Below are 25,754 nucleotides of genomic sequence, written 5' to 3' on the forward strand. Positions count from 1 at the left end.
GAGCGTGACGGACACGGCCACCACCGACGTGCCGCTGCTGCGGCTGCGCGGCCTCGGGGTCACCTACCGCACGGCCGGTGGGGAGGTTCCGGCGGTGCGCGGGGTGGATCTCGACCTGCGCGCCGGCCAGACGCTGGGCGTGGCCGGCGAGTCCGGCTCCGGCAAGTCCACGGTCGCGATGAGCGTGCTGCGGTTGCTGCCGAAGTCGGCGAAGGTCACCGGCGAGATCCTGCTCGACGGCGAGGACGTGACGACGATGCGCTGGGGCCGGCTGCGGGCGGTGCGCTGGGCGTCGGCGTCGGTGGTGTTCCAGGGCGCGATGCACGCGCTGAATCCGGTGCGCAGGGTGGGCGCGCAGGTCGCCGAGCCGATCCGGCTGCACGCCCCCGCGGGTGCGGTGCCGAGCGATGCGGAGGTTCGCGCGCGGGTGGCGGAGCTGCTGCGGCAGGTGGACCTTCCGGCGTCGAAGGCGAGGTCGTATCCGCACGAGCTGTCCGGTGGGCAGAAGCAGCGGGTGATGATCGCGATGGCGTTGGCCTGCCGGCCGCGGCTGATCCTCGCCGACGAGCCGACCACGGCGCTGGACGTGATCGTGCAGAAGCAGGTGCTCGACCTGCTCTCCCGGCTGGTGGCCGAGCACGGCATCGGGTTGATGATGATCAGCCACGACCTGTCGGTGCTGGCCGCGACGTGCGCGCGGATCGCGGTGATGTACCGCGGCGAGATCGTGGAGCTCGGTCCCTCACGCGAGGTGATGCGCGAGCCGCGGCACGAGCACACCAGGGCGCTCGCGGCGGCGTTCCCGACGGTCGGCGACCCGGTGTCGCGGTTCGCGCCGGCCACCAGCACGCCGCTGCCGCCCGAGCCCGAGGTCACCGCCGAGGGCGAGACGGTCGAGCCGCCGCTGCTGGCCGCGCGCAACCTGCGGGTGGTGTTCCGGGACCGGACGGGGGAGCGGGTGCCCGCCGTGGCCGGGGTGGACCTGGAGGTGCGGCGCAGGGAGATCGTGGCGCTGGTCGGCCAGTCGGGTTCCGGTAAGACGACGCTGGCCAGGACGTTGCTCGGGCTGCAACGGCCGACGTCGGGCTCGGTGCTGTTCCGTGATGAGCCGCTGCCGACGTCGACGGCGGGGCTTCGAGCCTACCGGCGGCAGGTGCAGCTGGTGTTGCAGGACCCGACGAGCGCGCTCAACCCGCGGCACAGCGTGTACGAGGCGGTGGCCGAGGGGCCGCGGATCCACGGCATCGCCGGCGCCGACGGTGAGGGGCGCGACGAGCGGGAGATCGTGACGGCCGCGCTGGAGGCGGCCGAGCTGCGACCGCCGGAGTTGTTCATGCCGCGGCTGCCGCACGAGCTGTCCGGCGGACAGCGGCAGCGGGTGGTGATCGCCGGCGCGCTCGCGCTGCGGCCGAGCGTGCTGGTGGCCGACGAGCCGGTGGCGTCGCTGGACGCGTCGGTGCGCGGCGAGATCCTCGCGTTGCTGCTGCGGTTGCGCCGCGAGCTGGGCCTGGCCGCGCTGGTGATCACTCACGACCTGGGGCTGGCGTGGAACATCGCCGACCGGGTGGCGGTGATGTACCGGGGTGAGCTGGTGGAGGTGGGCAGCGTGGAGAAGGTCCTGCTCGACCCGCGGCACGAGTACACGAAGTCGCTGCTGGCCGCGCTGCCCGGCGGCACCGCGGTGCGCGCGGAGACCACGAGCTGAGCACGAGCTGGCTCCGGCCAGACGACCGCTGACCGGCGGCGGCCGTGGCCGCCGCGGTGTGTAGTGTCGTTGCCCGACATGGTGACCAGCACAGACTCCGGGACGGGTGCCGCGGCCCCGAACGCCAGCGGCGCACCGCCGGGCCAGCCGCCGTCCCGCTTCCCGTACCGCACGATCGCGCTGGGCACGGTCGGCAGCACGCTGCTCATGCTGGCCGCGCTCGGCGCCGGCGGGATCCTCATCCGGGACCCGGTGCTCGGGCACGGTCCGCTGTCGTGGATCCGGTACGGCCACGGCCAGGCGCTGGCCACCGCGCTGCTGTACCTGGGGTTCGCGTTGGTGGTGTGGGCGTGGGTGCGGCTGGGCCGGTACGTGCTCGCCGGGCGGGTCGGCACCCGACCGGTGCTGGTCGCCGCGGCGTGCTGGATGGCGCCGCTGCTGGTGTCGCCGCCGCTGTTCACCCGCGACGTGTTCTCCTACCTCGGCCAGGGTGCGCAGCTGCTGCACGGGCTGGACCCGTACGCCGACGGGCCGACCGAGTTGGACGTGCTGCCGGACGTGGTGCTGAACGTGCACTCGCTGTGGCAGACCACTCCGGCGCCCTACGGCCCGCTGTTCCTGTTCGTCGCGCAGGGCGTCGTGGCGGTGACCGGCAACAACGTCATCGCCGGGGTGATCGGGACCCGGCTGGTGCTGCTGGTCGGGTTGGCGATGATGCTGTGGGCGTTGCCCCGGCTGACGCGGCACCTCGGCGGGCGGCTGCCGGTGACGACGTGGCTGGCGGTGGCCAGCCCGATGACGGTGATCCACCTGGTCGGCGGGCCGCACAACGACCTGCTGATGCTCGGTTTCCTCACCGTCGGCGTGGTGGCCGCGCTGGAGCGGTGGCACGCGGTGGCGATCGCGCTGGTCACCGTCGGAATGCTGATCAAGCCGACGGCGGCCGTGGCGTTGCCGTTCCTGGTGTGGGTGTGGGCCAACCACCTGCCCGCCGAGCGGAGCCTGACCCGCCGGTTCTGGCGGGCCGTGCTGCCCGCGCTGGGGATCTTCGCGGTGGTGTTCGTCGCCGGCACCTGGTTGTCGCTGCGCTCGTTCAACCTGGGGTGGATCACCGGGCTGCAGGCGCCGACGCTGATCGCGAACTGGCTGAACTTCCCGACCGGGATCGGCGACATCGTCTACAACGTGGTGCACCTGGTGGTCGACGTCCCGTCGTCGCCGTTCGTGACGGTGGCCCGGTTCCTGGCGTTCGGGCTGCTGGCGGTGGTCGCGGTACGGCAGTGGTGGCTGTCCCGGCACGGCGGCAACGAGGCGATCTTCCGGATGGCGGTGACGTTGTTGGCCGTGGCCCTGCTCGCGCCGCCGACCCTGCCGTGGTACCTCACCTGGGGGTTCGTGATCGCCTCGGCGTTCCCGTGGCGGCGCGCCCACCTGGCGGTGGTGGTCGCGGTGTCGGTGTTCCTGGTGCTGGTCTACTACCCGACCGGCGAGCAGGCGATGTACGACTGGTGGTTCATCGCCGGGGTGGTCGCGGCCAGCGCGTACGCGGCGGCGGCGTTCCTCCGGCCCGACCCGCTGGGTCTGGTCGCCGCGTGGCGCGGGCCCGCCGAGGCGGCGGCCGGGAAGCCCACCGAGGAGTCCACCGAGCGCGCGTGACGGGCACGGGTCAGCCGCCAGCGGTCCAGCCGCTCCAGTGGGTGACGTCGGTGCGGACCACCGCGCCGGTGGGCGGCCGCGCGGCGTACTGGGGGTAGCGGGCGGCCAGCGCGTCGACCGCCGCGCGCCGCCGCTCCGGGTCGTGCACGGTGGTAGCGGTGCCATCGGCGCGGGTCCACCACAGCCGGGTCCAGTCGTCGTCGTAGTGGTCGACCAGGAACGACACCGCGGGATTGGCCGCGATGTTGCGCAGCCGGCGCAGCTCGACGCTGCTCTTGGGCTTGTGGTCGACCGCGAAGACGATCGCGTCGTCCAGCACGGCGAACGTCACCGGGACCAGGTGCGGGACGCCGCCGGGGCCAACGGTGGCCAGCCGGGCGACACGGGCCGCGGCGAAGCGGCGCCGGGCCTCCCGCGGATGCAGTCGCATGCGCCCAGGCTACGGCCGTCCTTCCCGGCCGCGCGCCTTCCGCGGCGGTGCTGCCTCCGGTTCGGCGGAAACGGCGGGCACCGGGGCCTATCGCCGCCCGTGTCGATGTCGCTACAGTTCGGAGCTCGGGCCCCACCGAGCAGAGGAGGATCACCGTTGTGAACCAGCTGTCCGACGAACGGCTGCTCGACACCACCCAACCCTCCATCGCCCGCACCTACGACGCCATCCTCGGCGGCAAGGACAACTACGAGGCCGACCGCGCCGTGGTGCGCGAGCTGGTCAAGGCCGTCCCGACCGCGCCGATGATCGCGAAGGAGAACCGGGCCTGGCTGGTCAGGGCGGTGCGCTGGATGGCGACCGCCGGGATCGACCAGTTCCTCGACTGCGGCGCCGGGCTGCCGACCATGGAGAACACGCACGACGTGGTGAAACGGGTCAACCCCGACGCGACGGTGCTCTACGTCGACAACGACCCGGCCTGCCAGGTGTACGGGCGGGCGTTGCTGGAGAACACCGAGACCAAGACGTTCCTCATCGACGCGGACCTCACCGAGGTGGACGCGCTGTTCGAGCACCATGCCGTCGCGCGGCACCTCGACCTGTCCCGCCCGGTGGCGCTGATCCACTGCGGTGTGCTGCACCACGTGCCGGACGCCGGCGACCCCTGGGGCATCGTGGCGCGCTATCGCGAGCGGCTGCCCTCCGGCAGCGCGCTGGCGCTGACGCACTTCCACGCGCCGGAGGACGAGCGGCTGCACCGGGTGGCGAAGGACCTGGAGATGGCGATGGCCAACCTCGGGTCGGGGTGGTTCCGCAGCCGGGAGGAGATCCAGGCGTTCTTCGGCGACTGGGAGATGGTTCCCCCGGGTCTGGTGTACCTGCACGAGTGGTGGCCCACCGGTCCCCGGGTGACGGGCACCGGCGACGCCGACTACCTGATCCTCGGCGGCGTGGCCCGCAAACCCTGACCCACGCACCTGTGTCCGAGCTCTGTGCACACGTATCGGCTGTCGGTGCGCGTTCGTCCGCGTCGCGCGGCGCGAGCACGTGATCGTGGCGCGCGGACACGGCGACGGTCGGCCGTGTCGTACAGTATCGTCCGCTGCGGCCGGACGAGCGTCAGCGAGGAGTAGGGCATGGGCTTGCTGTCCATGGTGCTCGGGGTGGTGCTGATCGCGGCGTTGGGCTGGAAACTGCACCAGCTCGCCGGGTCGCCGCACGACCGGCCGCTGCGGGCGGTCACGTCCTGCCTCGCCTGCGCGGCCGTGGCGTTCCCGTTCGGGCTGCCGTTCGGGGCGGCGTGGCTGGACGGGCTGACCGTGCCGGGCACCGCGAAGCTGCTGCAGAACGTGCTGCTGCTGTGCACCGTGTACTTCCTGATGTGCTTCTACCTGTACTCGGCGGCCGACCTCGAGCAGGGCAGCCGGCGGGCCCGGTGGGAGCTCGTCCCGCTGGTCGCGGTGATCGTCGTGATCTCGGTGGCGATGTACAGCACGCCCACCGAGCTGCGCGGCCTCAGCTACGGCACCGCGGACATGACCATCACCAGCGTCGCCACGTTCTACTTCGTCGCCGGCTGCTACCTGATCTACGCGCTGGTCGCCGCGCTGTACTGGACGTTGCGCCGGGCCAGCGCGACCCGGCCTCCGGTGTCGGTGGGCCTGCGGCTGGCCGCAGCGGGCATGGCCGGCATGTCGCTGGGCGCCACCGTGCGCGGCGTCGTCGTCGTGATCCGCTGGCTCGGCGGACGGGTGCCGCCGATCCTGCCGGAGGCCGCGGCGGGATTGTTGGCCGTCGCGATCCCACTGTTCGTGGTCGGCATCGCCTACCCGGCCGCGGCGATGCGGCTGGCCGCGCTGCGGGTCTGGTGGCAGCACCGCCGCATCTACCACCGGCTGCGTCCACTGTGGATGATTTTGCAGTCGGCCTACCCGGAGTTCGTGCTGGGCAGGGTGCCGGCCGGCCGATGGCGGGACGCGGTGAGCCTGCGCGGCGTGCACCGCCGCTACTACCGGCGGGTCATCGAGTGCCGGGACGGGTTGGTGCGGATCAGCCCGTACCTCGAGCAGGTGCGCGCCGAGGCCGGCGTCGAGCCGGCGTCGCCGGCCGAGCTGGCCGCGCTGCTGCGGGAAGCGCTGCGGGCGCAGGCGGAGGGCCGCCCGGTGGGTGAGCACGCCACCCCGGTGGCGGTGCCCGTCGACGGTGGCGGTGGCCTGGACGCCGACGTCCGCGAGTTGGTCACCCTGGCCGAGGCGCTGCAGCGGAAACCGACCTGACGCGAAGGGGAACGAGCACATCGTGGAACTGTTGATCTCGGCGGGACAGCTGCTCACCGGGCCGGCCGGCCGGGGCATCAGTGACGGTGCGGTCCTGGTGCGTGGGCCGGAGATCGTCGCCGTGGGTCCGCGGGCCGAGGTGGCCGCGCTCGCCGCGCCCGACGCGCGCCGCATGGACCTGCCCGGGTCCACCGTGCTGCCCGGGCTGATCGACTGCCACGTGCACCTGGCGTTCAGCGCCGGGCCCGACCCGGTGGGCGACCTGAGCGCGACCGACGACGCGACACTGCTGGAGGACATGGCGCACCGGGCCCGCCTGCTGCTTGACCACGGTGTGACCACGGTGCGCGATCTCGGTGACCGGGGTTTCCTCGCGGTGCGGCTGCGCGACGAGATCGGCGCCGGGCGGCGGCCCGGGCCGCGGATCCTCAGCGCCACCGTGCCGCTCACCCCGCCCGAAGGCCACTGCTGGTTCCTCGGCGGCGTGGTCGAGGGCGAGGAGCAGATCCGGGCCAGGGTGCGGCGTAACGCCGAGGCCGGCGCGGACGTGATCAAGGTGATGGCCACCGGCGGGGGGCTGACCTCGGGTGGCGCGGCGACCTGGGAGTCCCAGTTCACGCCGGAGGAGCTCCGCGCGGTGGTCGACGAGGCGCACCGGCTGGGGCTGCCGGTGGCCGCGCACGCCCACGGCACGGACGGCATCGCCGCCTCCGTGGCCGCCGGGGTGGACACCGTCGAGCACTGCACCTGGATGACCCGCGACGGGTTCCGCGCGCTGGACGACGTGGTGGCCGAGATGGCCGCCAAGAACGTCTACGTCTGCCCGGGAGCCAGCCCGAACTGGCGGGCCTTCGCCGCCCGGTTCGGTGAGGACCGCGCCCGGGACGTGTTCGGCCGGCTCCGCTGGATGGCCGAGCAGGGCGTGCCGCTGATCTCCGGTACCGACGCCGGCGTGCCGGGCGCGGTGTTCGACAACCCCGTCGGCAGCCTGGAGTTCTACGCCTACCTCGGCTTCCCCAACGACCAGATCCTGGACATGGCCACCGGCACCGCGGCCACCGCGCTCGGGCTCGGCGACCGGACCGGACGGCTCGCCCCCGGCCTGCGCGCGGACCTGGTCGTGGTGGACGGCGACCCGCTGGTCGACCTGGCCGCGCTGCGCGACCCGAGGCTGGTCGTCGCCGAGGGCCGCACGCACGTGCCCGGCCCGCAGCCGGAGTGCTGAACCACCTCGACACGGCACACCTCACCGTTCGGGCTGGCCTGCCAAGGTCCCGGCAGGACGCGAGGCCGCTCCAGGGACAACACACCCGCGCCGGGTGCGCCTCACCCGGCGCGGGCACCAGGGCTTCCCACGCCGGCTCAAGGCACGCGCCCATAGACAAGGGGCCATCATCCATTCCCCTCCCCACCCCGATCCGAAGCCGCCTTGCGGGCGGGGGTGGCGTGTCAAGGCACGCTTTCCCGCCCTGACACGACGCCGACGACCGTCAACACAATCAGGGCTTCGGGGTGGGGACCCACCACCCGCGACGCGGTGTGGGAGTCAGGACAGTGCGGGCTCGGTGAGGGTGAGCGTGGCCGCGTCGGCGTCGAGCACCGCGGGCACCCCGAGCGGCACGGTGAGCGCCCCGCCGTGGTGGCCGAAGCCGAGCTCCCACACGATCGGCACGCCCAGCGGGCCGAGCCGGTCCAGCATCAGCGCCCGCACCTCGTCCGGCCGGCCGCACTCGGTCCACGACCCCAGCGCGATCCCGGCCACATCGGCGAACCAGCCGGACCGCAGCAGCTGGGTGAGGATCCGGTCCAACCGGTACACGTCCTCGGTGACGTCCTCCAGCACGGCGATGCCGCCACGGGCGGGGCGGTGCTCGGGTGCGCCGATGCTGGACACCAGCAGGCTGAGGTTCCCGCCGACGACCGGCCCCGCGGCCCGGCCGGGCACCAGCGTGGCCGCGTCCGGGCCGCGCAGCACGCGGGTGCGCTCGGGCTCGAACAGGGTGCGCCGCAGGTGCTCGGCGGCGGGCGGGTCGAAGTGCGCGGTGGCCGGCATGGGGGAGAACAGCGTGGTCAGGCCCAGGTGCACCCCGACCGCCTCGTGCAGGGCCGTGGTGTCGCTGGACCCGGCGAACAGCTTCGGCCCCGCGACGCGCAGCGCCGGCCAGTGGACGAGGTCGAGGATCCGCAGGCAGCCGTACCCGCCGCGGGCGGCGAAGACCGCGCGGATGTCCGGATCGAGCCAGGCGTCCTGGAAGTCCCGCGCCCGCTCGGCGTCACCACCGGCGAGGTAGTCGAACACCGGGTTGTCGGCGTGCACCGAGTCGAACAACCGCACCGACAGTCCCCACGACTCGAGCACCCCGACGGCCGAGTCGAGCAGGTGCCGCGGCACCGGCCCGGCGGGCGCGACGATCGCCACGGTGTCGCCGGCCCGCAGCCGCGACGGCCGCACCAGGGCGGCGGTGTCGGCGCGGGTCATCGGCGCAGCTCGATCCGCGGCACGCCCGGGGTGTCGAACCCGAGCACCTGACCGTAGAAGGACAGCTCGGCGGTCAGCGCCGCGACGATCGTCTCCGCCTTGCGGAACCCGTGCTGCTCGCCGGGGAAGGTGAGGTAGGCGTGCGGCACTCCGCTGCCCTTCAGCGCGTCGACGAACCGGTCGGCCTGCTCCGGCGGGCAGATCTCGTCCTCGAGTCCCTGGAGGAACAGCACCGGTCCGGCGAGGTCGGCGGCGTGGTGGAGGGGGGAGCGGTCCCGGTAGCGTCGCGCGGCCTCCGGCAGCGGGCCGACCAGCCCGTCGAGGTAGTGCGACTCGAAGTCGTGGGTCTCGCCGCCGTCCGCGGTCCACGCGTGCAGGTCGAGGATGGGGAACTTGACGGTGCCCGCTCGATAGGTGCGCACCGTCGTCATCGACGCGGCGGAGGTGAACCCGCCGGCGCTGCCGCCGCGCACGGCGAGCCGGTCGCCGTCGGCGACGCCCTCGGCCACCAGCGCCTCCGCCACGGCCACGCAGTCCCGCACGTCGACCACGCCCCACTGCCCACGCAGCCGTTCCCGGAACCGGCGCCCGTACCCGGTGGAGCCGCCGTAGTTCACCGCCACCACGCCGATGCCGCGGCTGGTGAAGTAGGCGAAGTCGAGGTCGAGCACCGGGTGGTTGCGTCCGGTGGGGCCGCCGTGGACGTGCACCAGGAACGGCGGCCGCTCGCCGTCCGGTGCGGAGTGGTCGGGGTTGGCGGGTGGGTAGACGTAGGCCGGGATCGGCGCGCCGTCGGCGGCGGTGAACACCCGCTCCTCCGGGACGGGCAGGTAGGCCGGTCGCGGCAGCCGGTCGGCGCCGGTGGCGGGGGTGAGTTCGGTGAGCGCACCGGTGGCCAGGTCCACGTGGACGACGCTCGCCTCCTGCCGCGGGCCGGCGGCGATGCCGGCCACCCCGGTGCCGTGCGCGGCGAGCGCCGCCGACCATGCGGTCAGCTCCACCGCCGCGGGGACCTCGCGCACGGTGCGGCTGTGCTCGTCGAGCACGGCCAGGCGGCCGGAGTCCAGCACCGCGTGCCGGCCCCCGCCGAGGGGGGTGAACCAGCGGGAGCCGATCCGCCACAGCGCCCCGCCGAGCTCCGCCTCGACCGGCGCGAGGTTGGTCGGCTCGCCCTCCAGCGGGATCCGGTGCAGGTTCCACCAGCCGTCCGGGTCCAGCAGCGCCAGCAGGGTGTCCGCGGACTCCCACTCCAGCTGGCACACCGCGACGTCGGGGCCGCCGGCGAGCACGCGGTGCGGGCCGAAGGTGCCGTCCGGGGCGACCTCGGCGACGCACAAGGACGTGCCGTCCCACGGCATCGCCGGATGGTCCCACCCCAACCACGCGGCGTGCCGGCCGCCGGGGGACAGCTGCGGCGCCGTGAGGAAGTGGTTCGAGGCGGCCAGCACCCGCGGCTCGCCGCCGGTCGAGGACAGCGACACCAGGTCCCGGGTGACGTCGGCCCGGCGGGGACCGGTGCCGGCCTCGCGCACCGCCCAGACCTCGCCGGTGCGGCCGGGCCGGAGGTCGGCATAGCGGACGCCGTGTGGGGTCGCCGGCTCCGGGGTGATCGGCTCCACCGTGCCGGAGCCGAGGTCCCGCCGGTACACCCGCTGGTCGTCCCAGTGGGTGAAGACCAGCGCGTCGCCGGTCACCAGCCACGGGCGGCCGCCGTACTCGTGCACCCGGTTCCGCGCGTTCCACGGCGCGGGCAGCATCTCCTCGACCGTGTCGGCGCGGGCGCGCAGCAACGCGATCCGGCCGCCCTCGTCCGGCCGGGGCTGGGCCCACCAGACGTCGCCGTCCACGACGTCGAGCCACTGGGGACTGCCACCCGCGGCCGCCACGTCCTCGGCGGTGATGGGTGAGCTCCACGTCCCATAGGGCGCAATCCTCGGCATTCCGCCAGCGTAAGCGGCGCTCTCGCGGTCGGGGCAGTCGACGCACCCAGCGCCGCACGGGCTCACGAAAAGCTGACGAAACCCTCATATCCCGCCGACGAGCAGCGGAAACCGGGGCGGTGGATGCCGCAGTGACGCGGTTGGCCTAGGGTCGTAGTTGCCATGGCACGCGTCATTCATGTCTTCCGTCAGCCCGACCGGTTCGTCGCCGGAACCGTCGGCGAGCCCGGCGATCGCACGTTCTACCTGCAGGCGTCGGAGGACGTCCGCACGATCAGCGTGACGATCGAGAAGCAGCAGGTGGCGGTGCTCGCCGAGCGGCTCAGCTCGCTGCTGGAGGAGGTCGCCACCCGGTTCGGCGCGGACATCCCCGAGGAGGTTCCGGACGAGCTGGTCGACGTCGACCCGCTGGACGTGCCCGTCGAGGAGGAGTTCCGAGTCGGCACCATGGGCCTTGGCTGGGACGCCGAGAGCAGCGCCGTCGTCGTCGAGCTGCTGGCGATCACCGAGGGCGAGGTCGACGAGACGGTCGTGCTCGACGACACCGAGGAGGGCCCGGACGCCGTACGGGTGTTCCTGTCCCCGCTGGCCGCCCGCGCGTTCGCCGAGCGTGCCGAGCGCGTCGTCAACGCCGGTCGCAAGCCCTGCCCGCTCTGCGGGGAGCCGCTCGACCCGGCCGGGCACATCTGCCCGCGGCAGAACGGCTACCGCCGGGCCGCGGACCTCGGCGGGGAATGACCGCGGAGGTGGCCGGGCCCGAGTTCGACCCGGCGGACCCGGCGGCGCGGGACCTGATCGCCAAGGGACGGCTCACCGTGGAGGGGCGGCTGGTCGACGCCTCGAACGTGACCCTGTTCTGCTCCGTCGAGTTGGACGGGGTCACCGCGAACGCCGTCTACAAGCCGGTGGCGGGGGAGCGACCGCTGTGGGACTTCCCGGACGGCACGCTCGCCGGCCGGGAGGTGGCCACCTACCTGATCGCCGCGGACTCCGGCCTCGGCCACGTGCCGCCCACCGTGCTGCGGGATGGACCGTTCGGCGAGGGCATGGTGCAGCTGTGGGTGGAGACCACCGACGAGGAGTTGGTGGACGTCCTTCCGCCGGCGCGGCTGCCGGAGGGCTGGCGGGTGGTGCTGCACGCCCACGACCGGTCCGGGGAGCCCGCCGTGCTGGCGCACGCCGACCATCCGGGGATCCGGGAGTTGGCCGTGCTCGACGTCGTGGTGAACAACACCGACCGCAAGGGTGGGCACGTGCTGGCCGGCGCCGACGGCCGGGTGTACGGCGTGGACCACGGGATCTGCCTGCACGCCGAGCCGAAGCTGCGGACCGTGCTGTGGGGCTGGGCCGGCGACCCGCTGCCCGACGACGTCGTGGCGAAGGTCCACCGGCTGCGCCGCGCCCTGGACGGCCCGCTCGGCGACGAGCTCACGCCGCACCTGACCGCCACGGAGTTGCGGGCCGTGGCCGAGCGCGCTGAGCGACTGCTGGCGCACCCGGTGTTCCCCGAGCCGGGCGACGACTGGCGGGCCATTCCCTGGCCATTGTTCTGATCTCCGCTGTCCGGTTCCCCTCACCGAGCGCTTGGTGACCCCCGGCACACCCGCGTGACCTCGACCTTACTCGATGTTCGAGGGTGGGAAGTGGCTGGTTCACGAGGGACGAGGAGTGGTGGTCATGCGGGCGATCCAGGTGGCGGAGTTCGGTGGCCCGGAGGTGCTGGTGCCCGGCGACGTGCCGGATCCCGTGCCCGGCCCGGGGCAGGCGCTGCTCGCGGTCGCGGCGGTGGACGTGCTGTTCGTCGAGACGCAGATCCGGCGGGGTGGCTTCGGCGAGTACTTCGACGTGCGGCTTCCGTACGTGCCCGGTGGCGGGGTGGGCGGCGAGGTGGTCGCGGTCGGCGACCCCGGCGACGCGGACTGGGTCGGCCGGCGCGTCGTCACCCAGGGCGCGGAGTCCGGTGCCTACGCAGAGCGGGCGGCCGCCCCGGTGGGCGGGCTGGTGCCGGTGCCGGACGGGCTGGGGCTGTCGGAGGCCACCGCGCTGGTGCACGACGGTCACACCGCGATGGTGGTGCTGGAGCAGGCGGCCCTGCGGCCCGGCGAGTGGGTGCTGGTGACCGGCGCCGCGGGCGGCATGGGGGTGTTGCTGGTGCAGCTCGCCGTGGCCGCGGGGGCGCGGGTCGTCGCGGCCGCGCGGGGTGAGCGGAAGCTGGCGCTGGTCCGCGAGTTGGGCGCCGAGGTCGCGGTCGACCACACCGATCCCGGGTGGGTGAAGGTGGTGCGGGACGCGACCGGCGGCCGTGGAGCGGACGTGGTGCTCGACGGCATCGGCGGGGAGGTCGGCCGGGCCGCGTTCGAGGCGACCGCGGATGGCGGCCGGTTCTCCGCGCACGGGGCGCCCAGCGGTGAGTTCGCCAGGGTCGACCCGGCGGAGGTGGCCAGGCGCGGCGTGACCCTGCGCGGGATCGACGACGTGCGGGCCGCGACCGGAACGGACGGCCGGCGGTTGGCCGGCGCGCTGGCGGCGGCCGCGGAAGGGCGGGTCCGGCCGGTCATCGGGCAGACCTTCCCGCTGGAGCGGGCCGCCGACGCGCACGCCGCGATCGAGGCCCGCGCGGTGATCGGCAAAACCCTGCTGCTGCCCTGACCGTGCGCGTGCGAGGCTGGCGGCATGACGGAGGGGATGGCGCCGGGCGTGCCGGTGCTCGACGACGCGGCGCGGGAGCGGTTGGTCGACCGGTTCGGACCGGAGGTGCGCGCCTGGTGCGCCGAGTTGCCCGACCGGCTGGCCCGGCTGACCCACCGGTGGCGGCTGCGGGTCGAGTCCGCCCTGCCCGGCGGCACCGGCCGCACGTTCGGCGGCACCGACGCCGGCGGGCGGTTCGTGGTGCTCAAGCTGACCCCCGATCCGGACATCGCGACCACCGAGGCCACCGCGCTGCGGGCGTGGACCGGCAGTGGCGCCGCGGCCGACCTGCTCGCCGCCGACCCCGCGGAGGGCGCGCTGCTGCTGGCCGGGGTGCGCCCGGGAACACCGCTGGCCGAGCTGCCCGGCCGGGAGCTCCCGTGGCCCGCGGTCGGCGCGCTGCTGACCCGGCTGCGGGCGGTCCGGGCCCCGGCCGGTCTCGGCTCGCTGGTCGAGCGGGTCGACGCGATGTTCGCACTCGCCCGGCGGCGCGGGATCCTCGAGTCCCTCGCGCTCGACCCCGCGTTGCTGGAGGCCTCCGTGGCGGCGGCCCGCGCGCTGGCCGAGGACCACGCCGGCCGGCCGGCCCTCGTGCACGGCGATCTGCACCCCGGCAACGTGCTCGACGCCGGGGCCGGGACCGTGGTGGCGATCGACCCGCGGCCCTGCGCCGGCGACCCGACGTTCGACGCGGTGGACTGGGCGGTGCTGCCGGTGCGGGACGGCGGCACGCTCGCCGACGGCGTGGCCGCGGTGTGTCGGGTGGCGCCGGCCGTCGACCCGAACCGGCTGACCCGGTGGTGCCGGGCGATCGCGGTGCTGGTCGCCGGCGCCGAGCTGCGCAAGCACGGCCGCACGCCCTACGTCGACACCCTGCTCGCCCTCGCGCCACGGTGACGGGTTCCGCCCGACGCGCGCGGACCCTCGGCAATCTCCGCGCCCGGCGGCGGGCAGACTGACCCACACCCGTTCCGGCCCGCCGCGGAGAGCCGTGCCGAGAGCCATGGAGGCCAGATGCACCACGTGATCCGCCAGGTCCACCAGCCCGAGGGGCCGCGCAACGCCCGGTTCGAGGGCGAGCCCTACCGTGCCGGGATCTCATTCTTCCTGGTGGACGCCGAGCCCGGCCAGGGCCCGGCCCTGCACCGGCATCCGTACCCGGAGACGTGGATCGTGCGGTCGGGTCGGGCGGTGTTCACCGCCGACGGCGAGGACGTCACCGCCGGCCCCGGCGACGTCGTCGTGGTCGAGGCGAACAGCCCGCACAAGTTCCGCAACACCGGCACCGACCGGTTGGAGCTGGTCTGCGTCCACGCCGCGGAGCGGTTCGTGACCGAGTGGCTGGACGACCCCGACACGCCGCGGCGCTGACAGCGGGGACGACCGTCACCGCCGTTACAGCTCGCTCAGCCGGACGTGCCGGAAGCGGTCGGCGGTGCGCCTGGCCCACTCGGCGAACGTGGTCGGCGGGTGGCCCATGATCCGCTCGAAGTCGCGCTCCGGGATCATCCGCATCTCGTCGCCCCCGGTGAGCAGCCAGTCCGCGGTCTCCTCGTCCACCCCGTGGTCCAGGAGCTGGGCCCGCCCCTGCTCCCGGGTCAACTCCACGTACCGGACCTCCCGGCCGAGCGCCGCGCCGATCGCCCGCACCTTGTCCGGCACGGTGAGCGCCTCCGGCCCGCTCAGCCGCACCGGCCCCGGCGGGTGCTCGTCGGTGCGCAGCAGCCGGGCGGCGATCGCGGCGATGTCGTCCATCGCGATGGGCGTGTCGGTGGCGTTCGGGAACGGCTCGCGCACCACGCCCTCGTCCCGGATCGCCTCCGCCCAGCCGAGGGTGTTCTCCATGAACGCCCCCGGTCGCAGGTGGTGGCAGGTGAACCCGGCGTCCTCGATCGCCCGCTCGATGACGGCGAACGAGCGCGCGTAGTCGTCCTCGGCGTCGGGGTCGGCGAGGATCGACGACAGCGCCACCACCTTCCGCACGCCCGCCGCCCTGGCCAGCTCAGCGAACTCCCGCACCGTCTCCGGCAGCGGCGCGAGGTACACCCGGTCCACCCCGGCCAGCGCCGGCGGCAGCGTCTCCGGGCGACCCAGGTACCCCCTCACCACCTCGACCTCCGCCGGCAGCGCCGCCTTGGCCGGGTTCGTGGTCAGCGCTCGCACCTTCTCGCCGGTGCCGACGAGGTGGTCGACCACCATTCGGCCGATGTTGCCGGTCGCGCCGGTCACCAGGATCGTCATGCCCAAACCCCCAAAACTCAGTACACCGTACGGTCTTTGCCTCAGTCTACTGACCGGGCGAGGTCCTCGCCAGAACCCGGCAGTGTCCTGGCGTCCCGCCAAGCGCGGGTGCCTGGCCGTTAGGGTTCCGGTGTCCGCGGTCGTGCTCGTGCCAGGTGGTCGACGCCGACCTCGTCGGACGTGGATTCACCTCGGAAAGGCAAGGCATGCAACCGTCGTCGTCCTCGGAGCCGGGCACCCGGCAGCCGTCGCCCACCACCTACGGGTTCGTGGGAACGGGTGAGATCACCGCCGCCATCGTCGAGGGCCTCAGCACACGGGGCGACGAGGCTCCCGCGGTCTTCCTGTCTCCACGCGGTCGCGCCGTCGGGCGCGAGCTGGCCGACCGGTTTCCGAACGTGCGGGTGTGCGGCAGTAACCAGGAGGTGCTCGAGAGCGCGACGTCGATCGTGCTCGCGGTGCGGGCACCGCTGGCTCGGGAGGTACTGGCGGAGCTGTCGTTCCGACCCGAGCACGTGCTGCTGAGTGCGGTGGCCGGAGTGCGGCGGGAACGGTTGCTCGACTGGGCCGCCCCCACCGGGCGCGTCGTCCGGACCATACCGCTGCCGCAGGCGGCACGCGGCCAGAGCCTGACCGTGATGTACCCGGACGACGCCGCCGCCCGTGAGCTGTTCGACCGTGTCGGTGGTGTCCTCGTACCGGACGAGGAAGAGACCCTGGAGGCGTTCAGCGCGGCAACGGCCACCTTCGCCGCGCATCTGGACTACCTCGGCACCATCGCGAGCTGGCTGGCCGACCACGGGGTGGACCACGACGCCGCGACCGCCTACGTCGCGCACGTCTTCGGCCAGCTGGGCCAGTCCCTGTCGCGGCACACCGGATCGCTCGCCACGCTGGCCGGCAAGCACACGACCCCGGGTGGGATCAACGAGCAGCTCATGTCCGACCTGCGCCGCGACGGCGTGCCCGGCGCGGTGCGGCGCGCCCTCGACCGGATCCTGGTTCGCCTGCGCGAGTGACGCGCGTGCCGCCGGCCTGGCCCGCGCGTCGGCGAGCGCGGGGCGGTGCTGCGATGACCCTGCTCGGTGATCCCGGCGCGGGTCGGGTGAGCTCTAGGATCTGCCCGGTGAGCGACACGTCCCCCACGCGCGGACTGCGCCTGCTCTGGCTGGGCGACACGGTCCCGCGCCGCGGCCCCAGGCCGGCCCTGCGCCTCGAGCGCGTCGTGCGGGCCGCGATCGAGATCGCCGACGCCGAGGGCCTTCCCGCGCTGTCCATGCGCAAGGTGGCCGACCGGCTCGCGGTCGGCACGATGTCGCTCTACACCTACGTCCCGGCCAAGACCGACCTCGTCGCCCTGATGCTCGACGCCGTCGACGCCGAGGGCGTCCTGCCACACACCGTCGGCGGCTCCTGGCGGACCAAGGTGGAGACGTGGGCCCGCGAGGACTGGGCGCTCTACCACCGGCACGAGTGGGTCCTGGACGCGTCGGCCCGCCGGCCGCTGGGCCCGCACTCGCTCTGCCGCTACGACTCCGCGCTGCGCTCGCTCACCGGGATCGGCCTGCCCGCGGCCGCGGTGGTCGCCGCCACCGAAGCCATCGACGGCTACATCCGCGGCATGGCCCGCCGCTCGGTCGAGACCCGCCGGCGGGAGCGGAACAGCGGGGTCGGGGAAGCCGAGTGGTGGGCCGAGCACCAGGCGCTGCTGCGCACCTACGCCGGCGCCGAGGAGTTCCCCACGATCCACGCGCTGGACGCCGAGGGAGCCTTCGACGGCGCCGGCGACACCTTCGAGTTCGGCCTGCGGCGGCTGCTCGACGGGATCGCCGGGCAGCTCGGCGCGTCGTGACACCACCGCCGCCGCGGGAGGCGCTAGCGTCGAGCCCCGTGCGCTCCCACTCCTACCACGACGTGCTGACCGGCCGGCGCCGGCGCGCGGCGGTACGCGAGGTCGTCGCCGAACCCGGCCTGGTGCTGGAGGATCCGACCAGCGGCTTCTGCGGCGCGCTCGTGCGCCTCGAGCACGGCGCCGCCGTGCTCGAGGACCGGCACGGCCGACACCGGGTCTTCCCGCTGGCGCCCGCCGCGTTCCTGCTGGAGGGCAAGCCGGTCACCCTGGTTCCACCCCGCGCCCAGCCCGACCCGCGAGGCCGGCGCTCGGCGTCCGGCTCGGTCCGGGTCACCGGGCTGCGGGCACGCACCGCGCGCGACTCCCGGATCTGGGTCGAGGGCAGGCACGACGCCGAGCTGGTGGAGCGGGTCTGGGGACACGACCTGCGGGTCGAGGGGGTCGTGGTGGAGCCGCTGGACGGCGTGGACGAGCTGGCCGACCGGGTCGCCGAGTTCGGCCCCGGCCCCGGCCGGCGGCTCGGCGTGCTGGTCGACCATCTGGTCCCGGGCAGCAAGGAATCCCGCCTGGTCGCCGCGGTCCGCGACGACGACGTCCTCGTCACCGGGCACCCGTACGTCGACGTGTGGCAGGCGGTCCGGCCGGCCGCGGTCGGGATCACCGCATGGCCGACCGTGCCGCGGGACCGCGAGTGGAAGGCGGGGGTGTGCGCGGCGCTCGGCTGGGGCGAGCCCGCGGCGGGCTGGCGGCGCGTTCTCGCCGGCGTGCGCAGCTTCCGTGACCTGGAGACCCCGCTGATCGGCGCGGTCGAACGGTTGATCGACTTCGTCACCACGCAGGGGGAGTGAGTTGGACGGTGGCAAGGTCACGCGTAGGTCACGTCCGGTCGTCGACTTCGTGCGAACGGTCACGATCTGACACGATGTCCGCATGACAGCGGCACTCATTTGGCTCGTCGTCGGGATCGCGCTGATCGTCGCCGAGGTCCTCTCCGGCGACTTCGTGCTGTTGATGCTCGGATTGGGCGCCCTCGCCGGTGCGGGGTCCGCCGCGATCAGCGGCAACCCCGTCGTCGACGTCGCCGTCTTCGCGGTCGCCTCGGTGGGCCTGCTGGTGCTGGCCAGGCCAGCGCTGAAACGGAGGTTCCTCGCCGGGCCGGGGGTGAAGACCAACACCGACGCCCTGGTCGGGGCGCAGGCCGTTGTGTTGTCTACAGTAGACGCTCATGGTGGGCAGGTGAAGCTGGCCGGAGACGTCTGGTCCGCCCGCAGCTTCGCCGATGGCCAGGTGATCCAGCCCGGCACCGCCGTCACCGTCGTGGAGATCTCCGGGGCTACGGCTGTCGTGTCGGCGGAGCCGTGACCCGCACCTCGGGAGCACCACTCGCCGACCATTCGAAGGGGAGAATGTCTTGTCGACCGCAGCGCTCATCGTCGTCGCGATAATCGCGCTCTTCGTCATCGTGACGGTCGCGAAAGCGATCATGGTGGTGCCGCAGGCCCAGTCCGCGGTGATCGAGCGGCTGGGCCGGTTCCGAACCGTGGCCTCGCCGGGGCTGAACTTCCTGGTGCCGTTCCTGGACAAGGTGCGCGCCCGGATCGACCTGCGTGAGCAGGTCGTGTCGTTCCCGCCGCAACCGGTGATCACCCAGGACAACCTGACCGTCTCGATCGACACGGTGGTGTACTTCCAGGTCACCGACTCCCGCGCGGCCGTGTACGAGATCTCCAACTACATCGTCGGTGTCGAGCAGCTCACCACCACCACGCTGCGGAACCTGGTCGGTGGGATGAGCCTGGAGGAGACGCTGACCTCCCGTGACCAGATCAACGGGCAGCTGCGCGGGGTGCTGGACGAGGCGACCGGCCGGTGGGGCATCCGGGTCGCCAGGGTCGAGCTCAAGGCGATCGACCCTCCGCCGTCCATTCAGGACTCCATGGAGAAGCAGATGCGCGCCGACCGGGAGAAGCGCGCGATGATCCTGACCGCGGAGGGTCAGCGCGAGTCGGCGATCAAGACGGCGGAAGGCCAGAAGCAGAGCCAGATCCTCGCGGCGGAGGGTTCCAAGCAGGCCGCGATCCTCGCCGCCGAGGCGGAACGGCAGTCCCGGATCCTGCGGGCCCAGGGTGAGCGGGCCGCGCGGTACCTGCAGGCGCAGGGGCAGGCCAAGGCGATCGAGAAGGTGTTCGCCGCGATCAAGGCCGCCCGCCCGACCCCCGAGGTGCTCGCCTACCAGTACCTGCAGACCCTGCCGCAGGTGGCGCAGGGCGACGCGAACAAGGTGTGGCTGGTGCCCAGCGACTACGGCAAGGCGTTGGAGGGTTTCGCCCGCAGCCTCGGCGCGCCCGGCGACGACGGCGTGTTCCGTTACGAGCCGCCGAAGGAGGAGCAGGTCGAGAAGCCGCCGCTGGAGGACGAGGAGGTCGCCAGCTGGTTCGACACCTCGACCGACCCGAAGGTGGCCGAGGCGGTGCGCGAGGCCGAAGCGGTCGCCCGGCAGGAGGTGCCCGGCCCGCTGGCGCCGCCGCGGACCGTGCCGCCGGCGCTGTCCAGCCTGCGCGGCACGCCCAGCCAGGAGGAGGAGAGCCAGCCGGCGGCGCCGCTGCCGAAGCGGTCGCCGGAGCCGCCCGCGCCGGAGTTCCAGCAGCGCCCCGGTGGCGACCAGCCGCCACAGCCACCACAGCCGCCGCAGCAGCAGGCCCAGCCGCCGGCGCCGCCGCGGCCGCCGGCCGGGCCCTACGGCGGTCAGCAGGGTGGCCCCTACCCGCCGCAGGGTGGCCCGTACGGCGGCCCGCCGCGGCAGCAGTAACGACAGTCAGTACGAACCGGGGCCCCGTCGACGTCCGGCGGGGCCCCGTCTCGTCCCGCGGGGCCGACCTGCGCGTTGGGCGGGTGCGGCTCAACGGGGTCGGCCGGGTGCGTGGCGACTCCGCGCGGTGACTACCCGCGCTGCGCTGGCCCGCCAGGCCGGGTGGCCCGCCGCAGGGCGACCGCGCCCACGGCGAGGCAGTCAGGGCTGCTCCCACCCTCCCCGGCACCTCCCGGATCAGGCTGCCCTCAGCTCCTACCGGCCGCTGCGACGGCCGGGCTCACGGCGCACGAAGCCCGCGCTCAACGCCTTCGTGATCGCCTTCGAGGACCGCATCACCCCGAGCGCGAACCAACCCATGCCAAGGCGGACCCACCGTTTGTGGGACAGTCCCGGTCGATGCAGGGATGCCTGGCACGGGGTTCCGGCTGTCGCGGGACCAGCGTGCGGCAGGCGAACGCGGGCGGTTCCTTGATCCGCGCGGGCATAGGATCGGCGGTGTGGCACTGCGGCTTGTTCAGATTGCGATGAACGCTCGGGATGACTCCGCGGTCGGCCGGTTCTGGGCGGAGGCGCTCGGTTGGAGTGTTTCCAGCGAGGAACCCGGCGTGACCAACGTCGAGCCCGCGGGCTTCGTCTATCCCGACCCCGTCGCCGTCTGCGTCGACGTCCTTGCCGTCCCGGAACCCAAGACGGTGAAGAACCGCGTGCACGTCGACCTCGCCACCACCTCTGCGACCCATCAGGCGGACCTGGTCGTGCGCCTCAAGGATCTCGGCGCGACGCCCGCCGACGTGGGCCAAGGCGACGTCCCATGGACGGTCCTGGCCGACCCGGAGGGCAACGAGTTCTGCGTACTGGAGCCTCGCTCGACCTACCGCGACACCGGGCCGATGGCCGCGGTGGTGGTCGACTGCGCGGTACCGCGGGTCATGGCCCGGTTCTGGGGCGAGGCGATCGACTGGACCCTGCACGAAGTCACCGACGATCACGCCACGCTGCGCTCCACCAAGGGCATCGGCCCGTATCTGGAGTTCCTCCGAACGCCCGATGCGAAGACCGTGAAGAATCGAACCCATCTCGACCTCCGGCCGTACCCCGGTGATGATCGAGCAGCGGAGGTGGCCCGGCTGCGGGCCCTCGGCGCCACCGACATCGACCTCGGCCAAGGCGACGTGTCGTGGACGGTCCTGGCCGACCCGGAGGGCAACGAGTTCTGCGTCCTCACCCCGCGCTGACGCGGAGCCTTGCCGACGCTCACCGTTGACACCGGCGACGGCTACCCACCGAGATCAGCGCCATCGGGAGCCTGCCGATGACGGCCAGTGCGAGGAAGGAGAAGGGGCCTTCCCCCACCATGACAACACCTGGGTTGGACAGGGACCACCGCCGCCGAAAAACCGTTTGAGCCTTTCTTCCGGGTTTCCGTAGGTTGCCTGCGGCCCCGTCACAGTGAGGACAGAGGACAAACCGCGTGACCCCGCCTGCTCTCTAGACCTGACACCTTCTTCCGCTCACCTTCACGCCGACTCTTCCGTCGGCGCTGCCGGGCTGCCCGTGCACGCCCGGTCGTACAGCGTTTGAGGCCGCGTGCCCGGCCTCATGTCAGGTCAGAGAGAGATCATGTCTTCACGACCTCATACCGTGCTGCCCTGGGTCGTTCGTCGGACCAGGCTGCCTCTGCTGTCGTTGCGGTGCGTGGACTGCCGGTCGGAGTCGGCGACCACCGGCGAGGGCAGGTTCCGCGTCAACGCCAACGGCAACCTGCTGGACGTGTGGCTGCTGGTCCGGTGCGTGTCCTGCGATCGGACGAGCAAGCTCACCGTGCACGAGCGAGCGCCGGTCAGATCCTTCGATCCGGCCGAGCTCGACGGCTATCACGCCAACGATCCGGAGCTGGTGGCGTCCAGGCTGTTGGATCCGCTGCTCGCCCGGCGCAACCGCCTCACCCTGAACTGGACGGGGGCTTGGCAACTGGACAGCCCGTCGGCATGGCGCGCCGACGCGTGGCCGGTCCGAGTGGAGGTCGTCTTCGAGGATCCGGTACCGGTGCGCCCGGAGCGGCTCATCGCGCAGGGACTCGGCCTCAGCAGGAACGAGGCGCTGCGCCGGATCAAGTGCGACATTCCGCTGCGCCGTCCGACGAGCGCCGGGTTCACCTTCACCGTGATGGCCGGGGACTAGCGGGGACGAGCTCCTCGATTTCCAGCGTGGTCGGCAGCCACCACCCCAGGTACTTCGCCACCAGTCGCAGATGCTCGGTCCGAGTCCTCGCCCGCCGCCCGTAGGACCGCAGCTCGGCCGGGTCGACGCCGAGCTGGTCGGTCAGCCGGGTCACCGCCACCGGCGGCGTCGAGCGCCGGCATGGCCCAGACGTGCCACGCGGGGTCGTCCACAGCGGACGGCCCGCCGGGAGGCAGGTGCTCGGGCGGTGGGCTCAGCGGGCGGTCGCCGCGTCCTCGGCGGCCGGCCGCGACCACTCGACCGGGAGCGGGGTGGGACGCTTGGGGCGCACGGCGTCCCCGGAGGACTGGCCGCGCAGCCGCCGGCCGATCCACGGCGCCGCGTGCTCCCGGGCCCACCGCAGGTTCCGCGCCCGGCGCTCGGCCGCGCTCAGCTCCGACCGGGGACCCAGCTCGACGCCCGGGATCCGGTGCTCGGCACCGAGCACCGCCAGCACGGCCCGCGCGACCGTTGCGTGGCCGTGCGCGTTGAGGTGGATCCGGTCGGCCGCCCACATCCGCCGGTCCCGCAGCTCCCGCATCGCCCACATGTCCACCAGCAGCGCGCCGTGCCGGGCCGCGATCACCCGGGTGTGCTCGTTGTAGATCGCCGTGCGGCCGCGCATCCGCCGGAACAGGGGGTCCGCCACGCCGTCGACGCCGGTGAACAGCACCACGGTGGCGCCGGCGGCGGCCAGCTCGGCCACTGCCGCGTCGAGCAGCTCGGCCAGCGCGTCCACATCCACCCGGGGACGCATCAGGTCGTTGCCGCCCGCGTACAGCGTGACCAGGTCGGGCCGCGCGGCGACGGCCGGCGCCAGCTGCTCGGCCACCACATCCCGTAGCAGCCGGCCGCGGACGGCGAGGTTGGCGTAGCGGAGCTCCGGCTCGTGCCGGGCGAGCTCCTCGGCCACCCGGTCGGCCCACCCGCGCACGCCGTTTGGGTAGGTTGGGTGGTCGTCGCCGACCCCCTCGGTGAACGAGTCGCCCAGCGCGACGAACCGGCGTGGGGCCGGGACGGGTGTGCTCATGACCCCGCACTCTAGGCCGCCGGGGCACCTCACCCCGCCGGCACCCGCCGCCGGCCGCGGTGCTCGGCGACGTGCACCCGGGTCGCACAGCGGGTCGAGCAGAACCGCCGGCGGCCATTGCGCGAACTGTCCACGAACACCGCGGGGCAGCCGGGGCGAGCGCACCGGCCCATCCGGTCCGGCGCGTCGCACACCAGATGGGCCAGGCCGCCCGCGGTGTAGGCGCGTACCCGGGTCACCGCGCCGTCCCGCTCGTCGGCGTAGTGCAGGTGCGGCGGCTTGCCGTCGTGCCGGGAGATGTGCGGCCGGCACGCCGAGTCGGCGAGCAGCCCGTTCACCGCCGCCACCCTGCGGTCGGTGTCGGTCTCCTCGAACACCGCCCGCAACCGACCGGCCCACGCCACCACCTCCTCGGCCTCGGCCGCCGTCAGCCGGGACAGCGACATGCCGTGCGCGCGCATCACGCCGAGCAACTCCGCCGCGGGCGCCGGGCCGAGGGTGACCAGGTCTGCGGCGACCTGGGCGGCCGCCCCACCGTAAGGGTTGAAGTGCATTGACCCATTACACCACGATGACCCCATGGTCGATGGGGATGGCGGAGGCTGCCCGCGCTGCGGATGCCCGGTGCGGGAGCTGTGCCCGGTCGAGCCGGGACACCGGATGTCCCAGGGCAGGCTGACCTACCTGCGGTGTGTGTGCGGCAGTTGGCTGGTGCGGCTCGACGGCACGGTGGTCGCGGCGACGCGGTCGCCCCGGTAGCGGGATCAGCCCCGACGCCGCGCCGCGAGGATCTGCGCGAGGGTGTGCGCCGGCGAGCTGTCCAGCTTGTGCCGGTGCGCGTCGTACCGGTCCCGGGTGGTCCGGATGTCGGCGTGCCCGAGCAGGTCCTGCACCTTCTGCACGGGCACGTCGTGGGCGAGCAGCACGGTGCCCGCGGTCCGCCGGGCGGTGTGCGGGGAGATCGACCCCGCCGCGGGCAGCCCCGCCTGCCGGGCCAGCCGGCGCAGCGTCTCCCAGACGTCTCGTTGCCGCAGCGGCTTTCCCCCTGGCCTGGCCGGGTCGTGCGGGTGCGGCGCGGTCGCCAGCAGCGGACCGGACAGCCGCGCCGGTTCGACGCCGGCGCGGGCGGCGCGCACGGCGAGGTACTCGCCCAGCGGGCGCAGCGCGGGCGCCACCAAGGGCACGACGTCGCGCTGGCCGCCCTTGCCGGTGTAGCGCAGGATCGTGTGCCCGGAGTCGACGTCCAGGTCGGACACCAGGGCTCCGGTCACCCCGGACACCCGCAGGCCGGTGTAGAACAGCAGCGCCACCAGCGCGGCGTCCCGCCACGACGCCTCGGTGCCGTTGCGCCGGGCGCGGGCCTCGGCGTGGTCGAGCAGCGCCGCGGTCGACGCCTCGTCCAGTGCCGGCAGCGGTGACGCCTTCGGCCGTTTGGGCCGGGTGACCGCGCCGATCGGGTTGGTGTCGGTGACGTCGTTGGACTGCAGGTAGCGGTACCAGCTGGACACGCCGGCCAGGGTCCTGGCCACGGTGGCCGGGGCCGCCGGACGCGGGCGGCCGTCGCGACCGGTGACCGTGAGGGTCGCCTTCCAGGCGTCGACGTCGGCGCGGCGGGCCCGCAGCGGGTCGAGCCCGGTGCGGTCGCACCAGGACAGCCACGCGGCGAGGTCGGCGTAGTAGGCCCGGCGGGTGTGCTCGCTCTTGTCCGCGGCCAGCCACAGTGCGGTCACGTGTCGCACCGCGTAGCGGTCGGTCGGGTCGGCCGGCGGCAGCGCGGGCAGCAGCGCGACGGCTTCCACCAGGGCGTCCCGGCCCGCGCCGGACGTGACGAGCGTTCCGGGGAACGGCGAGTTGGTCATCGGCTCCGGATTGTGCCCTGTCCCCGGAGAAAAAGTGGGAAAAGAAGTCGCGGTCGTGTCGATCCGCGTGCTCCCCGCTCGACGCGTTGGTGTCCGACCGCTCGCAGCGAGCGGCACCGAACGGGAAGGAACCCACGATGCGCTACATGATGATCGTCAAGGCCAACGCCGACTCCGAGTCGGGCAGGATGCCCAAGGAGCAGGAGCTGGCCGAGATGGGCACGTACAACGAGGAGCTGGCCAACGCCGGGGTGCTCGTCGACGGGAACGGCCTGCTGCCCAGCTCGAACGGCGCGCGGGTCCAGTTCACCGGCAAGGGCCAGACGACCGTGGTGGACGGGCCGTTCACCGAGACCAAGGAGTTGGTCGCCGGCTACTGGATCATCGACGTCGCCTCGCGGGAGGAGGCGATCGAGTGGGCCAGGAAGGTGCCGTTCGGCCCCGGTGGCGAGATCGAGGTCCGCAAGGTGGCCGAGGCCGAGGACTTCGGCGAGGAGTTCACCCCCGAGCTGCGGGAGCGGGAGGAGCGGCTCCGCGAGCGGATCGGCGGCACGAACTGACCG

Annotated in this window: 27 protein-coding genes; 19 read left to right on the top strand and 8 right to left on the bottom strand. The window is 73.7% G+C overall.

Annotation, left to right across the window (positions count from 1 at the left end; translation table 11 throughout):
• The first annotated feature begins 4 nt into the window (after positions 1-4).
• Together BM051_RS22785 and mptB are read left to right on the top strand one after the other, a co-directional pair.
• Positions 5-1,705, top strand: coding sequence for an ATP-binding cassette domain-containing protein (locus BM051_RS22785; protein ID WP_424923306.1), 1,701 nt, complete (start codon positions 5-7; stop codon positions 1,703-1,705).
• 78 nt (positions 1,706-1,783) lie between these two features.
• Positions 1,784-3,361: a polyprenol phosphomannose-dependent alpha 1,6 mannosyltransferase MptB gene (gene mptB, locus BM051_RS22790; protein WP_092534128.1), complete on the top strand. Its 1,578-nt coding sequence runs from the start codon at positions 1,784-1,786 to the stop codon at positions 3,359-3,361.
• 10 nt (positions 3,362-3,371) lie between these two features.
• Here the strand turns inward: mptB and BM051_RS22795 are convergent, their stop codons facing one another.
• Complete coding sequence (locus BM051_RS22795) at positions 3,372-3,791, bottom strand: TIGR03668 family PPOX class F420-dependent oxidoreductase (RefSeq protein ID WP_092534131.1); 420 nt, start codon at positions 3,789-3,791, stop codon at positions 3,372-3,374.
• A gap of 158 nt (positions 3,792-3,949) precedes the next feature.
• Here BM051_RS22795 and BM051_RS22800 point away from each other — a divergent pair, with 158 nt between their 5' ends.
• The 3 genes from BM051_RS22800 (at position 3,950) to BM051_RS22810 (ending at position 7,295) form a co-directional block, all read left to right on the top strand.
• Positions 3,950-4,762 (top strand): SAM-dependent methyltransferase, encoded by an 813-nt coding sequence (locus BM051_RS22800; protein ID WP_092534134.1) that lies wholly within the window; start codon positions 3,950-3,952, stop codon positions 4,760-4,762.
• A gap of 168 nt (positions 4,763-4,930) precedes the next feature.
• Positions 4,931-6,070, top strand: coding sequence for an MAB_1171c family putative transporter (locus BM051_RS22805; protein WP_092534137.1), 1,140 nt, complete (start codon positions 4,931-4,933; stop codon positions 6,068-6,070).
• A 22-nt stretch (positions 6,071-6,092) separates the two neighbouring features.
• A complete protein-coding gene (locus BM051_RS22810) occupies positions 6,093-7,295 on the top strand; it encodes an amidohydrolase family protein (protein ID WP_208326005.1) in 1,203 nt (400 codons plus the stop codon).
• Between the two features lie 321 nt (positions 7,296-7,616).
• Here BM051_RS22810 and BM051_RS22815 read toward each other — a convergent pair whose 3' ends face one another.
• A complete protein-coding gene (locus BM051_RS22815; RefSeq protein WP_243859729.1) occupies positions 7,617-8,549 on the bottom strand; it encodes a S66 peptidase family protein in 933 nt (310 codons plus the stop codon).
• Entirely contained in the window at positions 8,546-10,489 is a 1,944-nt protein-coding gene (locus BM051_RS22820; protein ID WP_092534140.1) for a prolyl oligopeptidase family serine peptidase, read from the bottom strand. The genes BM051_RS22815 and BM051_RS22820 overlap by 4 nt, the downstream gene beginning before the upstream one ends.
• Before the next feature lie 162 nt (positions 10,490-10,651).
• Here BM051_RS22820 and BM051_RS22825 point away from each other — a divergent pair, with 162 nt between their 5' ends.
• The 5 genes from BM051_RS22825 to BM051_RS22845 all read left to right on the top strand — a co-directional run bounded on the left by BM051_RS22825 (position 10,652) and on the right by BM051_RS22845 (position 14,548).
• Positions 10,652-11,227: a DUF3090 domain-containing protein gene (locus tag BM051_RS22825; RefSeq protein ID WP_092534143.1), complete on the top strand. Its 576-nt coding sequence runs from the start codon at positions 10,652-10,654 to the stop codon at positions 11,225-11,227.
• Complete coding sequence (locus BM051_RS22830; protein WP_092534146.1) at positions 11,224-12,042, top strand: SCO1664 family protein; 819 nt, start codon at positions 11,224-11,226, stop codon at positions 12,040-12,042. The genes BM051_RS22825 and BM051_RS22830 overlap by 4 nt, the downstream gene beginning before the upstream one ends.
• 124 nt (positions 12,043-12,166) lie before the next feature.
• A complete protein-coding gene (locus tag BM051_RS22835) occupies positions 12,167-13,138 on the top strand; it encodes a zinc-binding dehydrogenase (protein ID WP_092534514.1) in 972 nt (323 codons plus the stop codon).
• Between the two features lie 24 nt (positions 13,139-13,162).
• Positions 13,163-14,074, top strand: coding sequence for an aminoglycoside phosphotransferase family protein (locus BM051_RS22840; protein WP_243859730.1), 912 nt, complete (start codon positions 13,163-13,165; stop codon positions 14,072-14,074).
• Positions 14,075-14,191: 117 nt separating this feature from the next.
• Positions 14,192-14,548 (top strand): cupin domain-containing protein, encoded by a 357-nt coding sequence (locus tag BM051_RS22845; RefSeq protein WP_092534152.1) that lies wholly within the window; start codon positions 14,192-14,194, stop codon positions 14,546-14,548.
• A 24-nt stretch (positions 14,549-14,572) separates the two neighbouring features.
• Here BM051_RS22845 and BM051_RS22850 read toward each other — a convergent pair whose 3' ends face one another.
• A complete protein-coding gene (locus BM051_RS22850; protein ID WP_092534155.1) occupies positions 14,573-15,418 on the bottom strand; it encodes an NmrA family NAD(P)-binding protein in 846 nt (281 codons plus the stop codon).
• Positions 15,419-15,624: 206 nt separating this feature from the next.
• Between BM051_RS22850 and BM051_RS22855 the strand changes: the two genes are divergently transcribed.
• The 7 genes from BM051_RS22855 to BM051_RS22885 all read left to right on the top strand — a co-directional run bounded on the left by BM051_RS22855 (position 15,625) and on the right by BM051_RS22885 (position 22,263).
• Positions 15,625-16,437 carry an NAD(P)-binding domain-containing protein gene (locus BM051_RS22855; RefSeq protein WP_092534158.1) on the top strand — a complete coding sequence of 271 codons (813 nt, stop codon included), beginning with the start codon at positions 15,625-15,627 and terminating at the stop codon, positions 16,435-16,437.
• Positions 16,438-16,544: 107 nt separating this feature from the next.
• Positions 16,545-17,270, top strand: a complete 726-nt coding sequence (locus BM051_RS22860) for a TetR/AcrR family transcriptional regulator (RefSeq protein WP_166677820.1) — start codon at positions 16,545-16,547, stop codon at positions 17,268-17,270.
• Positions 17,271-17,308: 38 nt separating this feature from the next.
• Positions 17,309-18,118, top strand: coding sequence for a DUF3097 domain-containing protein (locus BM051_RS22865; protein WP_092534164.1), 810 nt, complete (start codon positions 17,309-17,311; stop codon positions 18,116-18,118).
• Positions 18,119-18,200: 82 nt separating this feature from the next.
• Positions 18,201-18,632 carry an NfeD family protein gene (locus tag BM051_RS22870; RefSeq protein WP_092534167.1) on the top strand — a complete coding sequence of 144 codons (432 nt, stop codon included), beginning with the start codon at positions 18,201-18,203 and terminating at the stop codon, positions 18,630-18,632.
• A gap of 121 nt (positions 18,633-18,753) precedes the next feature.
• Positions 18,754-20,079 (top strand): SPFH domain-containing protein, encoded by a 1,326-nt coding sequence (locus BM051_RS22875; protein WP_092534518.1) that lies wholly within the window; start codon positions 18,754-18,756, stop codon positions 20,077-20,079.
• Between the two features lie 407 nt (positions 20,080-20,486).
• A complete protein-coding gene (locus BM051_RS22880) occupies positions 20,487-21,317 on the top strand; it encodes a VOC family protein (protein ID WP_341770830.1) in 831 nt (276 codons plus the stop codon).
• 460 nt (positions 21,318-21,777) lie between these two features.
• Positions 21,778-22,263 carry a DUF1062 domain-containing protein gene (locus BM051_RS22885; protein WP_208326006.1) on the top strand — a complete coding sequence of 162 codons (486 nt, stop codon included), beginning with the start codon at positions 21,778-21,780 and terminating at the stop codon, positions 22,261-22,263.
• Here the strand turns inward: BM051_RS22885 and BM051_RS22890 are convergent.
• The 3 genes from BM051_RS22890 to BM051_RS22900 form a co-directional block, all read right to left on the bottom strand.
• Complete coding sequence (locus BM051_RS22890; RefSeq protein WP_279587066.1) at positions 22,241-22,423, bottom strand: DUF4158 domain-containing protein; 183 nt, start codon at positions 22,421-22,423, stop codon at positions 22,241-22,243. The two genes, BM051_RS22885 and BM051_RS22890, sit on opposite strands and share 23 nt — an antisense overlap.
• A gap of 93 nt (positions 22,424-22,516) precedes the next feature.
• Complete coding sequence (locus tag BM051_RS22895) at positions 22,517-23,332, bottom strand: SGNH/GDSL hydrolase family protein (protein WP_092534177.1); 816 nt, start codon at positions 23,330-23,332, stop codon at positions 22,517-22,519.
• 29 nt (positions 23,333-23,361) lie between these two features.
• On the bottom strand, positions 23,362-23,886 hold the full coding sequence (locus tag BM051_RS22900; RefSeq protein ID WP_092534180.1) for a CGNR zinc finger domain-containing protein: 525 nt from the start codon (positions 23,884-23,886) through the stop codon (positions 23,362-23,364).
• 25 nt (positions 23,887-23,911) lie between these two features.
• On the opposite strand from BM051_RS22900, the gene BM051_RS22905 reads away from it, so the two are divergent.
• The gene (locus tag BM051_RS22905) at positions 23,912-24,091 is read left to right on the top strand and encodes a hypothetical protein (protein WP_092534183.1); all 180 of its coding nucleotides are present in this window, start codon (positions 23,912-23,914) and stop codon (positions 24,089-24,091) included.
• A gap of 5 nt (positions 24,092-24,096) precedes the next feature.
• Here the strand turns inward: BM051_RS22905 and BM051_RS22910 are convergent, their stop codons facing one another.
• On the bottom strand, positions 24,097-25,191 hold the full coding sequence (locus tag BM051_RS22910) for a tyrosine-type recombinase/integrase (RefSeq protein ID WP_092534186.1): 1,095 nt from the start codon (positions 25,189-25,191) through the stop codon (positions 24,097-24,099).
• Between the two features lie 137 nt (positions 25,192-25,328).
• Between BM051_RS22910 and BM051_RS22915 the strand changes: the two genes are divergently transcribed.
• Positions 25,329-25,751, top strand: a complete 423-nt coding sequence (locus BM051_RS22915) for a YciI family protein (protein ID WP_092534189.1) — start codon at positions 25,329-25,331, stop codon at positions 25,749-25,751.
• The last annotated feature ends 3 nt before the right edge of the window (positions 25,752-25,754 follow it).

This window comes from Amycolatopsis arida (assembly GCF_900115565.1).
Taxonomy (GTDB): domain Bacteria; phylum Actinomycetota; class Actinomycetes; order Mycobacteriales; family Pseudonocardiaceae; genus Yuhushiella; species Yuhushiella arida.

Excerpts from the sequence above, each read along its gene's own strand:
- mptB (WP_092534128.1), top strand. The coding sequence starts at position 1,784 with ATGGTGACCAGCACAGACTCCGGGACGGGTGCCGCGGCCCCGAACGCC.
- BM051_RS22795 (WP_092534131.1), bottom strand. The coding sequence starts at position 3,791 with ATGCGACTGCATCCGCGGGAGGCCCGGCGCCGCTTCGCCGCGGCCCGT.
- BM051_RS22805 (WP_092534137.1), top strand. The coding sequence starts at position 4,931 with ATGGGCTTGCTGTCCATGGTGCTCGGGGTGGTGCTGATCGCGGCGTTG.
- BM051_RS22815 (WP_243859729.1), bottom strand. The coding sequence starts at position 8,549 with ATGACCCGCGCCGACACCGCCGCCCTGGTGCGGCCGTCGCGGCTGCGG.
- BM051_RS22820 (WP_092534140.1), bottom strand. The coding sequence starts at position 10,489 with ATGCCGAGGATTGCGCCCTATGGGACGTGGAGCTCACCCATCACCGCC.
- BM051_RS22825 (WP_092534143.1), top strand. The coding sequence starts at position 10,652 with ATGGCACGCGTCATTCATGTCTTCCGTCAGCCCGACCGGTTCGTCGCC.
- BM051_RS22830 (WP_092534146.1), top strand. The coding sequence starts at position 11,224 with ATGACCGCGGAGGTGGCCGGGCCCGAGTTCGACCCGGCGGACCCGGCG.
- BM051_RS22835 (WP_092534514.1), top strand. The coding sequence starts at position 12,167 with ATGCGGGCGATCCAGGTGGCGGAGTTCGGTGGCCCGGAGGTGCTGGTG.
- BM051_RS22840 (WP_243859730.1), top strand. The coding sequence starts at position 13,163 with ATGACGGAGGGGATGGCGCCGGGCGTGCCGGTGCTCGACGACGCGGCG.
- BM051_RS22845 (WP_092534152.1), top strand. The coding sequence starts at position 14,192 with ATGCACCACGTGATCCGCCAGGTCCACCAGCCCGAGGGGCCGCGCAAC.
- BM051_RS22850 (WP_092534155.1), bottom strand. The coding sequence starts at position 15,418 with ATGACGATCCTGGTGACCGGCGCGACCGGCAACATCGGCCGAATGGTG.
- BM051_RS22855 (WP_092534158.1), top strand. The coding sequence starts at position 15,625 with ATGCAACCGTCGTCGTCCTCGGAGCCGGGCACCCGGCAGCCGTCGCCC.
- BM051_RS22870 (WP_092534167.1), top strand. The coding sequence starts at position 18,201 with ATGACAGCGGCACTCATTTGGCTCGTCGTCGGGATCGCGCTGATCGTC.
- BM051_RS22875 (WP_092534518.1), top strand. The coding sequence starts at position 18,754 with ATGGTGGTGCCGCAGGCCCAGTCCGCGGTGATCGAGCGGCTGGGCCGG.
- BM051_RS22880 (WP_341770830.1), top strand. The coding sequence starts at position 20,487 with ATGCCTGGCACGGGGTTCCGGCTGTCGCGGGACCAGCGTGCGGCAGGC.
- BM051_RS22895 (WP_092534177.1), bottom strand. The coding sequence starts at position 23,332 with ATGAGCACACCCGTCCCGGCCCCACGCCGGTTCGTCGCGCTGGGCGAC.
- BM051_RS22900 (WP_092534180.1), bottom strand. The coding sequence starts at position 23,886 with ATGCACTTCAACCCTTACGGTGGGGCGGCCGCCCAGGTCGCCGCAGAC.
- BM051_RS22905 (WP_092534183.1), top strand. The coding sequence starts at position 23,912 with ATGGTCGATGGGGATGGCGGAGGCTGCCCGCGCTGCGGATGCCCGGTG.
- BM051_RS22910 (WP_092534186.1), bottom strand. The coding sequence starts at position 25,191 with ATGACCAACTCGCCGTTCCCCGGAACGCTCGTCACGTCCGGCGCGGGC.
- BM051_RS22915 (WP_092534189.1), top strand. The coding sequence starts at position 25,329 with ATGCGCTACATGATGATCGTCAAGGCCAACGCCGACTCCGAGTCGGGC.